This is a genomic window from Bradyrhizobium sp. WU425 (assembly GCF_021052305.1).
Classification (GTDB): Bacteria; Pseudomonadota; Alphaproteobacteria; order Rhizobiales; family Xanthobacteraceae; genus Bradyrhizobium; species Bradyrhizobium canariense_D.
In genome coordinates, this window is sequence record NZ_CP088089.1 from 713,000 (window position 1) to 727,177 (window position 14,178).

A 14,178-nucleotide genomic window follows, 5' to 3' on the forward strand; every position below is an offset into this window, starting at 1 on the left:
ACGATCTGGGTAGCGTCAACGTGCGAACAAGAACGAAACGGGAGGGTTCCGATGAAGCTGCACGGCTATTTCCGCTCCAGCGCCGCCTACCGGGTACGCATCGCGCTGAACCTCAAAGGCCGCGGTGCCGAGCACCTGCCGCATCATCTTCGCAAGGGCGAGCAATGTGCGCCAGCCTATCTCGCCATCAATCCGCAAGGCCTGGTGCCGGCGCTGGAGAACGATGCGGGCGCAGTGCTGACCCAATCGGTCGCCATCATCGAATGGCTCGACGAGACCCATCCCAACCCGCCCCTGTTGCCGAGGGATGCGTTGCAGCGCGCCAAGGTGAGGGCGTTCGCGCTGGCGATCGCCTGCGACACTCACCCCGTGCAGAACTTGAAGGTGCTGGCGCGGCTGCGCGAGCTCGGCCTTGCCGAGGAGAAGGTTCAGGACTGGGCGGCCTGGGTCAACCGCGAGGGGCTCGCGGCGTGCGAGACGCTGATCAGAAACGAGCCGGGCCCGTTCTGCTTCGGGGATGTGCCGACGCTCGCCGATCTCTGTCTTGTGCCGCAGCTCGCCAATGCGCGCCGCTTCGGCGTCGACGTCTCCGCCTATCCGCGCCTGCTTGAAGCGGAAGCTGCGGCCAAGGCCCTGCCGGCGTTCGTCAACGCCGCGCCGGAGAAGCAGCCCGATGCCGAGTAAGCCTGCCCCTCCAATCACGATAGACGCGGTCTATGCGGCGCCGGGCTATCTGTTCCGGCGCATGCAGCAGATCGCGGTCTCGATCTTCATGGAGGAGTGCAAGGCGTTCGACCTCACGCCGGTGCAATACGCGGCGCTGATCGCGATCCACACCCACCCCGGCATCGACGCGACGCGGCTGTCCGCGGTGATCGCCTTCGATCGCTCCACGCTCGGCAGCGTGATCGAGCGGCTTCAGGCCAAGGATTTCGTCGAGCGCAGGCCGGCGGCGGAAGACAAGCGGATCAAGCTGCTCTATTTGACCAAATCAGGCGCGGCGATCCTGCGCGACATCATTCCCGCCGTCGAACGCGCCCAGGCGCGGATGCTCGAGCCGCTCAAGCCAGCGGACCGCAAGGCGCTTATGGGGCTCCTGGCGCAGCTCGTCGATCTCAACAACGAGGCGTCACGAGTGCCGCTGCGGGCGGAGGACGCGCTGGAGCATATGGGGAAGGCGCCTTAATCCTGGATGACAGCGGAGGTTCACATCCGCAACAACGCCTGCCGGTCGATCTTCCCCGTGCCGGTCTTCGGCAGCTCGTCGATGAAGATCACCTCGCGCGGATATTTGTAAGGAAGCAGTTTGCCCTTCACGTAATCCTGCAGCCGCCGGGTCGTTTCGCTTTGATCCGCCGCGCGGGTGTTCATCACCACCACTGCCTTAAGCGTCATGCGCCGGTCCGGCAACTCGGCGGCGAACACCGCGCATTCGCGGATGTCCGGGTGGTCGGCGAGGCAAAGCTCAACCTCGAGCGGGTAGACCCATTGGCCGGAGATCTTGATGAGATCGTCGGCGCGGCCGCGGAAGAAGTGAAAGCCATCGCCATCGCGGACGAAGCGGTCGGCGGTGTAGATCCAGCCGCCTTCGCGGATGGTCTCGGCGGATTTGTCCGGCCGGTTCCAGTACAGCGGCGTGTTGGAATCGCCGCGCACCCACAAGATGCCTTCCTCGTCGTCGGCGACATCGCGGCCGTCCTTGTCGCGCAGCGCGACCTCATAGCCGGGCACGCGCAGACCGGCGGCGCCGAGCTTCTTCCGCTCGGGGCGGTTGGAGAGATAGATGTGCAGCACCTCGGTCGAGCCGAGGCCTTCCACGATCTCGAGACCGGTGAGCGTCTTCCAGCCGTTGAAGACGTCGGCCGAGAGCACCTCGGCGGCCGAGAGCGCCATGCGCAGTGAGGAGAAGTCGGTCTTGTTCGCACCCTCGGCCTTGGTCAGCGATGTATAAAGCGTCGGCAGGCCGAAGAAGACCGTCGGCCTGTACTGCTCGATCGCCGAAAAGATTGCCGCGGGCTTCGGCTGGCCGGGCAACAGCAGTGTCGTCGCGCCCGCCGAGAACGGGAAGGTGATCGCGTTGCCAAAGCCATAGGCAAAGAAGATTTTTGGCACCGAGAAGCAGATGTCGCCGGGCGCCAGCTTCAGCACGTTCCGGGCGAAGGCGAGCTCGGTATAGGCCATGTCGTGCTGGAGATGCACGATGCCCTTGGGCCGACCGGTCGACCCGGACGAATACATCCAGAACGCCATCTCGTTGCGATGCGTGTCGGCTTCCGCGAGCTCAGTCGGAAATTGCAAGAGCCAGCCGGCGGCGGAAACGGCGTTCGGTGCGGCCTGATCGCTCACCGCGCCATTGACGACGACCAGCGTATGCAGGCTCGTGTCCTTGCAGGCCTCGGCGTTGAAACGCGCACAGAACTCGGCGTCCGCCACCGCAACAGTCGCGCCGGAATCGGCGAGATAGAATTGCAGCAGATCCGGCGGTGTCAGCGTGTTGATCAGCAATGGCACGAAGCCGGCGCGCACCGCGCCGAAGAACGCGGCCGGGTAGGCCGGAGTGTCATCGAGGAACAACAGCACGCGATCGCCGCGCTTGAGGCCGAGCGAGGCAAAGCCGTTGCCCCAGCGCCCGGCTTCCGCGCAGAGCTCCGCGTAGGTGCGCGTGCCCGCGGGGCCAATGAGCGCGAGCTTGTCACCGTGGCCTTTGCCGACATTGTCGAACAGCACGCGGCTGGCATTGTAGACCTGCGGAAAGGAAAAGCCGATCTCGCGCGCGCCCGCGCAGTCGGCGGGCACCTGGTCGTGAATCTGCCGGCTCATGCCTCGTCCCCACCGTTCTTGGCGGCTTCGTAGCGCGCCATGAAGGCCGGCGACATCGCGCGCAGGCGGGAGTCGTCGATGCGGCCGGAGCGGGTGATGTAGCTATAGGCAAAGTCCATCAGGCCCTGCTGCATGTGCTGAGCAAAGTGCTCGTACCAGAAAGCGCTGGTCCGCGCGGCATTGACGAGCTTCTGCACCACCGGCTTTCGCGCGGCCTGGTAGCGATGCAGGGCGGTCGAGAGATGGGCGTCCGATTCCAGCGCCTTGACCAGTGCAATGGCGTCCTCGATCGCAAGCCGCGTGCCGGAGCCGATCGAAAAATGCGCCGAGTGCAGGGCGTCACCGAGCAGCACCATGTTCTTGAACGACCAGTGCTCGTTCCAGACCCAGGGGAAGTTGCGCCAGACCGATTTGTTGGAGACCAGCGAGCGGCCGCCGAGCGTGTCGGCGAACACCTCCTCGCAGACACCTTTGGACTGCTCCACGTCCTTGTAGGCGAAACCGTAGGCCTGCCACGTCGCATGGTCGCATTCGACCAGGAAGGTGCTCATGGTCGGCGAGTAGCGGTAGTGATGGGCGTTGAAGGCACCGCGGTCGGTCTTGACGAAGGTCTGCGACAGCGTCTCGAAGCGCTTCGAGGTGCCGTACCAGACGAACTTGTTCGAGGAGTAGGACAGCGAGGTGCCGAAATCGCCCTCGAAGGCGCGGCGTACCAGCGAGTTCAGCCCGTCGGCAGCGACGATCAGATCGTGCCCGTTGAGCTGATCGATCGCATGAATCGGCGTGTCGAAGCGCGGGGTGACGCCGGCATTGATCGCGCGCTGCTGCAGGAATCGCAAGAGCTCGAGCCGGCCGATCGAGGAGAAGCCGACGCCGTCGATGGCCACGCTGTCGCCGCTCAGGTTCAGCGTGATGTTCTCCCAGCTCTCCATGTGCGGCGAGATCGCGTCGACCGTCTCGGGGTCGTCGGCGCGCAGGAATTCCAGGGCCTGATCAGAAAACACCACGCCAAAGCCCCAGGTCGCGTCGGCCGGGTTCTGTTCGAACAGGTCGACTTGATCCTCGGGGTGACGCTTCTTCCAGAGATAGGCGAAGTAGAGCCCACCGGGCCCCCCGCCAATCACGGCGATCCGCAACGTCTGCCTCCCTAATTGACAGTATACTTACTATCTAGGGGTAGACTAATGTGCTCCGGCCACCCGCGCCAGCGGAATTATCGGCAAGCCGCGCGGCACACCACAGCTCACGTCCGGACGCGCGTTTGGCGCGTGTCCGAAGCAGTGACCTTGCGAAGCATAGCCAAACCGTGGCGGCTTGGCCATCCGCCCCGTCAGACGCAGCGCTTCACCCGTACGCCGCCCACGAGCACGGTGGTGCAGCGGACCGCCGGATGGCACGCTTCTCTAGCGTGCCGCGAACGGCGCCAGCACGTCCTTGCAGGCAGGTGACAGCGACGCGGCGTTGCTGGCGATGCACTGCACGATGCGGCCGCCGCCAGGCGCTACGCCGGCGCACAGCGTGCGGATGTCGGCACCGCAGGCGGAGCGGACGATGAACAGCTCTTCGCGCGGCCGCAGCGGGCGCAACGCGATCACGGCGGGCGCGGCTGCCGGTGCTGCCGCCGCCGCGGGAGCCGCGCCCGGAGGTGCCGCCGTTGCTGCCGTGCCACCGCCGCCGGCCGCGGCGCTCACGGCCTTCTCGCAGGCCGGCGAAACCTTTGCCTTGTTCTTCTCGAGGCATTCGAGCGCAGGCGCGCCGCCTGGCGGCACGCTGGCGCACACCTTGGGATAATCGGCGCGGCACGCGCTCTTGACAGCAGCGACCTGCGCGCTGCTCGGCTGTTTGGCTGCCGCGGCCTTCGGCGCTGCTCCAGATGCCGGCTTTGCGGCGGGGGCGGTTTCAGCCTTCGGCGCGGCAGGCGCGGCCTCCGCCTTGGGTGGAGCCTCTTTGGGTGCAGCCTCGGTCTTCGGCGCCGCAGCAGGCTCGACGGCGCGAACCGCGGTTTGGCATCCCGAGGACAGGCTGGACATGCTCTTCTGCAGGCATTGATAGGCTTCCACGCCGCCGGGCGTGACGCTCGCGCAGTGCGCCATGAAATCCGAGCGGCATGCGGAGCGGATCGCGCTCTTCTGCGCCTCGGTCGGCGCTTGTGCGAATGCGCCTGCTGCAGTTGCGAAGAGAGCCGCCGCCAGCAACGCCCCGCGTGCCGACGCCTGTTTCAACGTGTTGAACATCCGAGTAATTCCTGCCCTGTCGGCAACGCCGACAATTTTTTCAAATGTGATGCAAACAATCGTCGCGGGTGATGCCGCGCGCGACATCATTGGCCGCCGCGACCTCTACCGCAAGTAGATATTGGCTTTGCAATTGCGACGTAACTACGTCGTCAGAGCTTGATCATCCGCTTGCCGCGGTTCTCGCCCGCCAGCAATCCGATCAGCGCCTTCGGCGTGTTCTCGAGGCCGTCGATGATGTCCTCCTGCACCTTCAGCTTGCCGGATGTGACCCAGGCCTGGAGGTCGGCGAGCGCTCGCTGACTCTCTTTCATGTAGTCCATCACGATGAAGCCTTGCATGACGAGCCGCTTCACCACGATCAGGCCGGGCACACCGCGCGGGCCGTGTGCCGAGGGCGCGCCGTCATATTGCGAGATCGCACCGCAGCAGGCGATGCGGCCGTAATTGTTCATCTGCGGCAGGCAGGCTTCGAGAATGTCGCCGCCGACATTGTCGAAATAGACATCGATGCCCTTCGGAGCCGCCGCGCGCAACGCCTTGAACACCGCGCCGTCCTTGTAGTCGACGGCGGCATCGAAGCCGAGTTCGGAGGTCAGCCAGCTGCACTTGTCGGCGCCGCCGGCGATGCCGATGACCCGGCATCCCTTGATCTTCGCGATTTGCCCGACGATCGAGCCGACCGAGCCCGCGGCCGCGGAGACCACGACCGTCTCGCCCTCTCTGGGCTTGCCGATCTCCAGCAGGCCGAAATAGGCGGTGAGGCCGGCAATGCCGAACACGCTGAGCAGATGCGTCATCGGCTCGAGCTTCGGCATCTTGGTGAGATGCTTGGCGGGCACTGTCGCCAACTCCTGCCAGCCGGTGTCGCCGAACACGATGTCGCCCGGCGCAAGCTCCGGCGCCCTCGAGCTGATGACCTCGGCGATGGCGCCGCCGGCCATCACGCTGTTGGCCTCCACCGCTGAACGATAGGTCGCGCCGTGCATCCAGGCGCGGTTGGCGGCGTCGAGCGAGATGTAACGCACGCGCAGCAAGGCCTCGCCGTCCTTCGGCTCGGGCACCGCACCTTCGACCAGCTTGAAGTGCTCGGGACCGAGCTTGCCGCTGGGCTTTTCCACCAAAAGAATCTGACGATTGATGCTGCCGCTCATGATGTTTCCCCTCGGTCGTTTGACGATTATTGATGCAGCGGCCGCAAGAAAAACGTGCAAGCCGCTTTCGTTGTGCGCTGCATGAAGGCTAGATCGCGGGCGCCAGTTTCGCAACGGGAACATCCGCCCGACGATCGCACGCCAAGCGTGTTGCGCAGTCGTCATATCTGCGACATCATGAAGCGGTCGGTGTAGCGGGGGTGTTCAATGTCGAACAGGTTTACGCAATTCATTCTGGTGGCGATGGTGCTCGGCATCATCATGGGCGCGGCGATCTACAATTTCCTGCCCGACACGCGGGGCGACTGGGCCTCGTCCATCAACCTGATCGCCGTGATTTTCCTGCGCCTGATCAAGATGATCATCGCGCCGCTGGTATTTGCGACCCTGGTCGGCGGCATTGCTCATATGGGCTCGGGCTCCAAGCTCGGCCGCATCTTCGCCAAGACCATGGGCTGGTTCGTCAGCGCCTCTTTCGTCTCGCTGATGCTCGGCCTCGTGATGGTCAATCTGCTCCAGCCCGGCGCGAATTTCCCGGGTACGCTGCCTGACAAGGCGCAGTCGACCGGCCTGCCGGTTTCCGCCTTCTCGATCGAAAAATTCCTGACCCATCTGATCCCGACCTCGATCGCGGATGCGATGGCGCAGAACGAGATCCTGCAGATCGTGATCTTCGCCGTGTTCTTCTCGGTGGCGATGGGCTCGATGCCCGAGCGCTCCAAGCCGATCCTGGCGCTGATCGACGACATCGGCCACATCATGCTCAAGGTGACGGGCTATGTGATGCTGTTCGCGCCGTTCGCGGTCTGGGCCGCCATCACCGCGACGGTGGCCAAGAACGGCCTGCTGGTGCTCTGGAAGCTCATCGTCTTCATGGGTGGCTTCTATCTCTCGCTCGCGCTCCTGTGGGGCATCCTCGTGGTCGTGGGCTTCATCGTGATCGGGCCGCGCTACGCCCATCTGCTGAAGCTGATCCGCGAGCCGCTGATGATCGCGTTCTCCACCGCGAGCTCGGAAGCGGCGTATCCGAAAACTCTGGAGGGGTTGAACAAGTTCGGCGCCTCGTCGCGGATATCGAGCTTCGTGCTGCCGCTCGGCTATTCCTTCAATCTCGATGGCACGATGATGTACTGCACCTTCGCGAGCGTCTTCATCGCGCAGAGCTATCACATCGACATGCCGCTCGGCACCCAGCTCGCGATGCTGGCAACGCTGATGATCACCTCGAAGGGCGTGGCCGGCGTGCCGCGCGCCTCCCTCGTGGTGATCGCCTCGACGCTCTCGCAGTTCGGCATCCCCGAGGCGGGGCTGTTGATGATCATGGGCATCGACACCTTCCTCGACATGGGCCGCAGCGCCACCAACGTGATCGGCAACACGCTCGCGACCTCGGTCGTGGCCAAGTGGGAAGGCGAGCTCGGGCCCGAGCACGAGCTTGAACCTGGCGATGCCGTGCCGGGGGACATGATCCCCGGCGAAGTGCCTGCGATGGCCGGCCATTGATCGGAGTGCATCATGCGCCTTTCAATGGCGATATCGGGCGGCCTGTTGCTGGCAGCGTGCCTGCTGGCCACGGGTGCCTCCGCCCAGACCGGTGGCAGCGAAGGGCTTAGCCCGACGCTGTCGGCGATCAAGACCGCGCACACCGTGCGCCTCGGCTATCGCGAGAGCTCGCCGCCGTTCTCCTTCCTCGACCAGGCCAACCGGCCGATCGGCTACAGCCTCGAGCTTTGCGAGGCTATTGTCGAGGAGATCGGCGTCGAGGTCGACGATCCCAATCTGAAGATCGCCTACGTCAAGGTCACCTCCGATGACCGCATCGACGCCGTGCTCCAGAACAAGATCGACCTGGAATGCGGCTCGACCACGGCCAATGCCGAGCGCGGCAAGCGCGTCGCCTTCTCGCCGCTGATGTTCGTCGCCGGCACCAAGCTGATGGTGCCGAAGGCGTCCAGCGTCCAGTCACTGACTGATCTGAAGGGCAAGACCGTCGTGGTGACGAAGGGCACCACCAACGAGCAGGCGATCCAGGCGGCCGACAAGAAGTCATCGTTGGGACTGACCATCGTTGTCGGTGCCGATCACGAACAGTCATACCAGATGCTCGTCGACGGCAAGGCCGATGCGTTCGCGACCGACGACATCCTGCTGTCCAGCCTGATCGTGCGTCACAAGGCGCAGGACAAGTTCCGCGTCACCGGCGATTACCTGTCCTACGACCCCTACGGCATCATGTTCCGCAAGGGCGAACCGCAACTGGCGGCGGTGGTCGATCGCACTTTCCGCAAGCTCGGCTCCAACCACGACCTCGTCCCGCTCTACAACAAATGGTTCACCGCACGGCTTCCGACCGGCGAACGGCTGAACGTGCCGATCTCGCTGCAGCTGGAGGAAGCCTTCAAGGCGATGGACGATTCCGCGAGCGCGAATAACTAGCGCCTGTGCGACGAACGAAAGTGTGCCTCTCCCTTACCGGGGGAGAGGGCGCAGCAACGAGCAGCGCGCGCTCACGTGCCGGCGGGCACCTGGTCCAGAAATCCCGTGATGCTCCTGATACGGCCGTCCTTCAGCACGGCGAAATCCGTCCCCTTGATCGGGCTGTCGATGCCATCAGGACCAAGGCCCCAACTGAAGCGGACATGGTCGCCGTAGCCGTTGGGCTCGCCGATCAGCTTGAACTTGAAATCGGGGAAGCGCTGCTGCACGCCTGCGATCAGCGCATCGACGCCGTCATGGCCGTCGCCCTTCATCAGGGGGTCGACATAGCTCGCATCCGCCGTCCAGTTCTGGCTCAGCAGTTCGCGCCGGCGGTCAGCTGCACGTTCGTTCCAGAGATCGATGTAGCGGCGGGCGATGGTGATGGGATCGGTCATTGTCGTCTCCTTCGATGGCGCCGTGTCGTTCGGCTGACATGATTATCGAAGGTTTGCGCGCGCTGATCGATTACCTCGGAGGTCATGCGCATGATGCGGGAAAGTGTGAAGCGGTTTCCCGATCGGATCATGCGCCGACAAGCGCGCGCAAATGTTTGTCGCGAACTTACTTGGCCGCCGTGACCATGATTTCGACGGTGTATTGTGCCGCCGCGAGCTTGGCTTCGACGGTGGCGCGTGCCGGCGTGTTGCCGGGCGAGACCCAGGCGTCCCACACCGCGTTCATCTCGCCAAACGTCTTCATGTCGGTGATGTAGATCGTGGCCGAAAGAAGTTTGGACTTGTCGGTGCCGGCCTTGGCGAGATGGCTGTCGATAGTCGCCAGAATGTCCTGGGTCTGCTTCGTCACGCTTTCGCCGGCGGCGTTGTTGGCGACGACACCGGCGAGATAGACTGTGTTACCGTGCACGACGACCTGGCTCATGCGCGGGCCGGTTTCAAGACGCTGAATGCTCATTGGGGGTCTCCTTTGAATGGCGGCCCTGTCTAGCGCAGCGGCTTGCCCTGTGCCACCCCAGGCACGCATGCGTTGCCGGGCACGCATGCGTTGCCAGGCACGCATGCGTCATCGGCGATGCCTGAGTTGCACTTCAGGGAAACTGGCCGAAGAACGTCCAGATCGTTTCGGCTGCGTCGATGTCGCCGTTCTGCGACCCGAGCAAGCTGGCGGCGACCTTCGGGAAGCGGGCATCCGGAGAAAATCCGGGCATGCGATGACCGCCTTGATTGATGCGATAAAGCACGACGTCGTGCCCTTCAGGACAGCGCGAGGAGATCCGCGTCACCGTGGACTGGTCTGCTGGCGCCCTGTCGGGCAAATCGGTCATGTCGGCATTATCGGTCTCGCAGCCGTTGAGCTTGCGCCAGAACGCAAGCGTCTCGTCGGTGGACCAAAAACTGTCTGCGGCATAATAGCTCGATCCGCGGCCGCCTTCGTAGGGGACCAGCGGATCGGCGGTGCCGTTCATCAGCAGCATCGGCAACGGCCGCGACGGATGGCACGTGACAGCGGTCTCATCAGTGAGGTTCATGCTCACGCTCGCGCCGGCAGCAAACAGATCGGCGCGGGCGCAGACCAGCGTCATTGCCATGGCGCCGCCATTGGAGATGCCGGTGACATAGACGCGGCGAGGATCGGCGGTGCCGTTCGCCACCAGCTTCTCGACGAGCTTTGCGATGAAGGCGACGTCGTCGGTACCCGCGGGCGGGCCACGGAGCGCCGGTCCCGCCTTGGTCCTCGCATCGGCCCATGCGTGGTTGAGGCCATCAGGAAAGACCACCGCAAACCCTTCGCGCTTTGCGACCTGCGGCCACGCCGTCCGCGTCATCATGTCGGCTCCGCGCTGCGTCTTGCCGTGCAGCACGACGACGAGCGGCACGAGCCGCTTCGACGGCAGTTGCACAGTGTAGGACCGCTTCACACCGTCAATATCGATCGTATCCGCGGACGCAGCCGAGGCAGCGGCTAATGCCGCAACAAACGCCCCGATGCGCAGCCGCGGCCGCATCATCTAGCCCACGGCCTTCGCCGCGGCCCGGCCCGCATTGCGGCCCGAGAACAGGCAGCCGCCGAGGAACGTGCCTTCCAGCGAACGATAGCCGTGCACGCCGCCGCCGCCGAAGCCGGCGGCTTCGCCGGCTGCATAGAGGCCGGGGATGACGCTGCCCTCCTCGCCGAACACGCGCGAAGAGAGGTCGGTCTCGAAACCGCCGAGCGTCTTGCGGGTGAGGATGTTGAGCTTGACCGCGATCAGCGGCCCTTGCGCGGGATCGAGGATGCGGTGAGGGGAGGCGGTGCGGATCAGTCTGTCGCCGATATAGCGCCGCGCATTGTGAATGTTCATCACCTGCGCATCCTTGACGTAAGGGTTGGCGATCTCTCGGTCGCGCGCCTCGATCTGCATCCTGATGTGCTCGAGCTTGAGGAGGTCGCTGCCGGCCAGCTTGTTCATGGCCGCAACGAGATCCTCGATCTTGTCGCGCACGATGAAGTCGACACCATGGCTTTTGAACGCTTCCACCGGCGCCGGCGCGCCCTTGTTGGTGGCGCGCTTGATGGTCATACGCCAGCTCTTGCCGGTGAGGTCGGGATTCTGCTCCGAGCCCGACAGCGCAAACTCCTTCTTGATGATGCTCTGGGTCAGGATGAACCAGGAATAATCGTAGCCGGTGGACATGATGTATTGGAGCTGGCCGAGCGTGTCGGAGCCGGGAAACAACGGCGCCGGCAGGCGCGTGCCGGTGGCGTCGAACCACATCGAGGAGGGGCCGGGCAGGATGCGGATGCCGTGGCGCGGCCAGATCGGTGACCAGTTCTGGATGCCTTCGACATAATGCCACATGCGGTCGCGGTTGATCAGCCGCGCGCCTGCTTTCTCGGTGATGCCGATCATGCGGCCGTCGACATGCTCGGGCACGCCGGAGATCATGAATTTCGGCGGCGCGCCGAGTCGCTTCGGCCAGTTCTGCCGCACCAGCTCGTGATTGCCGCCGATGCCGCCGGACGCCACGATCACGGCTTGGGCCTTCAACGCAAACTCGCCGACAACATTGCGCGACGAACTCTTGCCGCGCTCGACATTGTCGGGGGCGAGAATGGCGCCGCCGACGCCATCCACCGTACCGTTGGTGATCGAGAGCGCATCGACGCGATGGCGGAACCGAAAGCTCAGCCGGCCGCTTCTGACCGCCTCGCGCGCCCGGCGCTCGAACGGCTCGACGATGCCGGGCCCGGTGCCCCAGGTGACATGAAAGCGCGGCACCGAATTGCCGTGGCCCATCGCGTCATAACCACCGCGCTCGGCCCATCCGACCACGGGGAAAATGCGATGGCCCATCGCTCGCAGCCATGCACGCTTCTCGCCGGCCGCGAACGCCACATAGGCCTCGGCCCATTGCCGCGGCCAGAAATCCTCGTCGCGGTCGAAGCCGGCGGTGCCGAGCCAGTCCTGCATCGCGAGGTCGAAGGAGTCCTTGATGCCGAGCCGGCGCTGCTCCGGCGAATCGACCAGGAACAATCCGCCGAACGACCAGAACGCCTGGCCGCCGAGCGACTGCTCGCCCTCCTGGTCGACCACGATTACGCGCTTGCCGGCGTCCGCGATCTCGGTTGCGGCCACCAGGCCCGACAGTCCTGCGCCGACAACGATGACGTCAGTCTCTTCAGCCATCTGTTCGGCCATATGTTTCCCCCTCCATGTGTTTCGCCCTCCACAGGTTCCTCCCTGTAGTTGCCCGGATTGAAGCCGGCGGTTGCAACTGAGATCAAGAGGACGGCGCGTAAGACATCGTTAACTTGTTCCACTTCGGGAAAAAGACCGGCTGAGTGCAGCGCCGGCGCAACACTGGATTTGAATTTGTTTTGAGCGAGCCGGCATGCCTAGACAAAACCGCGGTTACGACGGACCCTAGCAGGGCATCACCACCTGACACACAGATTCGAATTCGACTGGGGCGGGGGCCAATGAAGTTTCTGACGGGGTTGCTTGCGGCGGTTCTCCTGATCGCGAGCATGGGCGCTTCTCACGCGGTGGTTCGGATCGCGGATGACCGCGGCGGCCGGATCGGAACCTACGTCGACAAATACCAGGACCTGCGACAGTCGGGCGATACCGTCATCATCGACGGTCTCTGCGCCTCTGCCTGCACCATCGTCCTCGGCGCCATCCCGCCTGACCGCATCTGCGTGACGTCGCACGCCACACTGGGCTTCCACGCCGCGTGGGATTTCGGCAGCAACGGCCGCGCCGTCACCAATACCGAAGCGACCCAGATGCTCTATGCGATGTATCCCTCGCAGGTGAAGCGCTGGATCAATCAGCGCGGCGGCCTCACCCCGCATATGCTCTTCCTGAAGGGCCGGCAGCTCCAGGCTATGTACAAGCCTTGCTACCTCGACGCGCAGGCCTCGGCCAACAAGCCATCGTCGCGGTAGGCCGCGCCGTCGTTGCTTCCGTTCAACCCTGAATTCTCGTCATAGCCGGGCGTCGCTTTCGCTCGCCTATGTCCCGGCCATCCACGTTTTTGGCCCGGGCGAGAAATCACGTGGATGCCCGGGCCTTCGCCTCGCGGAAGCGGCTTCGGCCGCGCAAGCCCGGGCATGACGGAGAACCTCCGTATCACAAGTTCTCCAGCCCCCCGCCGCGCTTGCCCGGCCCCGTCCCAGCGCCTATTTGAAAGGCAGGGAACCCTTCACCCCGATCGTTGTCATGGCTCAACCACTGCACCCTACCCATCCTGTATCGGACAATTCGCCCACTGCCGGCCGGACGCCGGTCGTGCTGCTGTTGGCAGGTGCTGGCGTCGGCGGCCTGGTCGTGCTCGGCGCGCTCGCGCTCTGGTTCCACTACGGCAGCCAGGTGTTCTTCGAAATGATCAGGACCGGTCTTGCCGCCTGCTTCTGACACGCGACAGGAAGTTTTCCGCTCATGAGCCCTACCGCCCGTCCGCTGGTGATCGCGACCGCCTTCGCCGCAAGCCTCGTCCTCGGGCTGCTGATCGTATTCTGGGCCATGGGCGGGGTCGGCAAGGTGGCGCAGCCGGCCGCGATCGGCGGCCCGTTCCTGCTCACCGACCAGAACGGCAAGACCGTCACCGACAAGAACCTCAAGGGCAAGCCGACCCTGATCTTCTTCGGCTACACCCATTGTCCCGACGTCTGCCCAACCTCGCTGTTCGAGATCTCGGAAGTGCTGCGCGCGATGGGCAAGGACGCCGACAAGGTCAATGCCGTCTTCATCTCGGTCGATCCCGAGCGCGATACGCCGGCCGCGATGAAGGATTATCTGTCGAGCTTCGACCCGCACCTCGAAGGGCTGAGCGGCGATCCTGCCGAGACCGCCAAGGTGATCACCTCCTACCGGGTCTATGCCAAGAAGGTCCCGACCAAGGACGGCGACTACACCATGGACCACACGGCGCTGATCTATCTGATGGATCGCGACGGCCGCTTCGTCTCGCCGTTCAACCTGAAGCGCACGCCGGAAGAAGCCGCAGGGGAGTTGAAGCGGTATCTGTAGGCTCCCCTATTGACCGCAA

At 64.4% G+C, this 14,178-nt stretch carries 16 protein-coding genes; 8 read left to right on the forward strand and 8 right to left on the reverse strand.

Going from position 1 to position 14,178, the window contains the following annotated elements:
• Positions 1-51 precede the first annotated feature (51 nt).
• A complete protein-coding gene (gene maiA / locus BcanWU425_RS03305) occupies positions 52-684 on the forward strand; it encodes a maleylacetoacetate isomerase (protein WP_018452989.1) in 633 nt (210 codons plus the stop codon).
• The gene (locus tag BcanWU425_RS03310; protein WP_204512770.1) at positions 674-1,186 is read left to right on the forward strand and encodes a MarR family winged helix-turn-helix transcriptional regulator; all 513 of its coding nucleotides are present in this window, start codon (positions 674-676) and stop codon (positions 1,184-1,186) included. Before maiA ends, BcanWU425_RS03310 begins: the two co-directional genes overlap by 11 nt.
• 20 nt (positions 1,187-1,206) lie before the next feature.
• Here the strand turns inward: BcanWU425_RS03310 and BcanWU425_RS03315 are convergent, their stop codons facing one another.
• The 3 genes from BcanWU425_RS03315 to BcanWU425_RS03325 all read right to left on the reverse strand — a co-directional run bounded on the left by BcanWU425_RS03315 (position 1,207) and on the right by BcanWU425_RS03325 (position 4,913).
• Positions 1,207-2,820: a benzoate-CoA ligase family protein gene (locus tag BcanWU425_RS03315; protein ID WP_204512769.1), complete on the reverse strand. Its 1,614-nt coding sequence runs from the start codon at positions 2,818-2,820 to the stop codon at positions 1,207-1,209.
• On the reverse strand, positions 2,817-3,956 hold the full coding sequence (locus BcanWU425_RS03320; RefSeq protein WP_085383582.1) for an FAD-dependent monooxygenase: 1,140 nt from the start codon (positions 3,954-3,956) through the stop codon (positions 2,817-2,819). Before BcanWU425_RS03320 ends, BcanWU425_RS03315 begins: the two co-directional genes overlap by 4 nt.
• Positions 3,957-4,223: 267 nt before the next feature.
• Positions 4,224-4,913 carry a cysteine rich repeat-containing protein gene (locus BcanWU425_RS03325; RefSeq protein ID WP_231189768.1) on the reverse strand — a complete coding sequence of 230 codons (690 nt, stop codon included), beginning with the start codon at positions 4,911-4,913 and terminating at the stop codon, positions 4,224-4,226.
• Here BcanWU425_RS03325 and BcanWU425_RS03330 point away from each other — a divergent pair.
• Complete coding sequence (locus tag BcanWU425_RS03330; protein ID WP_231189770.1) at positions 4,912-5,172, forward strand: hypothetical protein; 261 nt, start codon at positions 4,912-4,914, stop codon at positions 5,170-5,172. The two genes, BcanWU425_RS03325 and BcanWU425_RS03330, sit on opposite strands and share 2 nt — an antisense overlap.
• Positions 5,173-5,206: 34 nt before the next feature.
• Here the strand turns inward: BcanWU425_RS03330 and BcanWU425_RS03335 are convergent, their stop codons facing one another.
• Positions 5,207-6,208 (reverse strand): NADP-dependent oxidoreductase, encoded by a 1,002-nt coding sequence (locus BcanWU425_RS03335; protein WP_204512767.1) that lies wholly within the window; start codon positions 6,206-6,208, stop codon positions 5,207-5,209.
• 207 nt (positions 6,209-6,415) lie between these two features.
• On the opposite strand from BcanWU425_RS03335, the gene BcanWU425_RS03340 reads away from it, so the two are divergent.
• Positions 6,416-7,711 carry a dicarboxylate/amino acid:cation symporter gene (locus tag BcanWU425_RS03340; protein ID WP_027569994.1) on the forward strand — a complete coding sequence of 432 codons (1,296 nt, stop codon included), beginning with the start codon at positions 6,416-6,418 and terminating at the stop codon, positions 7,709-7,711.
• A gap of 12 nt (positions 7,712-7,723) precedes the next feature.
• On the forward strand, positions 7,724-8,644 hold the full coding sequence (locus BcanWU425_RS03345; protein WP_026232434.1) for an amino acid ABC transporter substrate-binding protein: 921 nt from the start codon (positions 7,724-7,726) through the stop codon (positions 8,642-8,644).
• A 71-nt stretch (positions 8,645-8,715) separates the two neighbouring features.
• Here BcanWU425_RS03345 and BcanWU425_RS03350 read toward each other — a convergent pair whose 3' ends face one another.
• The 4 genes from BcanWU425_RS03350 to BcanWU425_RS03365 all read right to left on the reverse strand — a co-directional run bounded on the left by BcanWU425_RS03350 (position 8,716) and on the right by BcanWU425_RS03365 (position 12,311).
• Positions 8,716-9,081 carry a nuclear transport factor 2 family protein gene (locus BcanWU425_RS03350; RefSeq protein ID WP_018452997.1) on the reverse strand — a complete coding sequence of 122 codons (366 nt, stop codon included), beginning with the start codon at positions 9,079-9,081 and terminating at the stop codon, positions 8,716-8,718.
• Between the two features lie 166 nt (positions 9,082-9,247).
• Entirely contained in the window at positions 9,248-9,598 is a 351-nt protein-coding gene (locus BcanWU425_RS03355) for a RidA family protein (RefSeq protein ID WP_007599359.1), read from the reverse strand.
• A gap of 133 nt (positions 9,599-9,731) precedes the next feature.
• Positions 9,732-10,652, reverse strand: a complete 921-nt coding sequence (locus BcanWU425_RS03360; RefSeq protein ID WP_204512766.1) for an extracellular catalytic domain type 1 short-chain-length polyhydroxyalkanoate depolymerase — start codon at positions 10,650-10,652, stop codon at positions 9,732-9,734.
• Entirely contained in the window at positions 10,653-12,311 is a 1,659-nt protein-coding gene (locus BcanWU425_RS03365) for an FAD-binding dehydrogenase (protein ID WP_204514025.1), read from the reverse strand.
• A gap of 293 nt (positions 12,312-12,604) precedes the next feature.
• Between BcanWU425_RS03365 and BcanWU425_RS03370 the strand changes: the two genes are divergently transcribed.
• The 3 genes from BcanWU425_RS03370 (at position 12,605) to BcanWU425_RS03380 (ending at position 14,159) form a co-directional block, all read left to right on the forward strand.
• Positions 12,605-13,075, forward strand: coding sequence for a hypothetical protein (locus BcanWU425_RS03370; protein ID WP_018453000.1), 471 nt, complete (start codon positions 12,605-12,607; stop codon positions 13,073-13,075).
• A gap of 274 nt (positions 13,076-13,349) precedes the next feature.
• Positions 13,350-13,544, forward strand: a complete 195-nt coding sequence (locus BcanWU425_RS03375) for a hypothetical protein (protein ID WP_026232437.1) — start codon at positions 13,350-13,352, stop codon at positions 13,542-13,544.
• Between the two features lie 24 nt (positions 13,545-13,568).
• Complete coding sequence (locus BcanWU425_RS03380; protein ID WP_204512765.1) at positions 13,569-14,159, forward strand: SCO family protein; 591 nt, start codon at positions 13,569-13,571, stop codon at positions 14,157-14,159.
• The last annotated feature ends 19 nt before the right edge of the window (positions 14,160-14,178 follow it).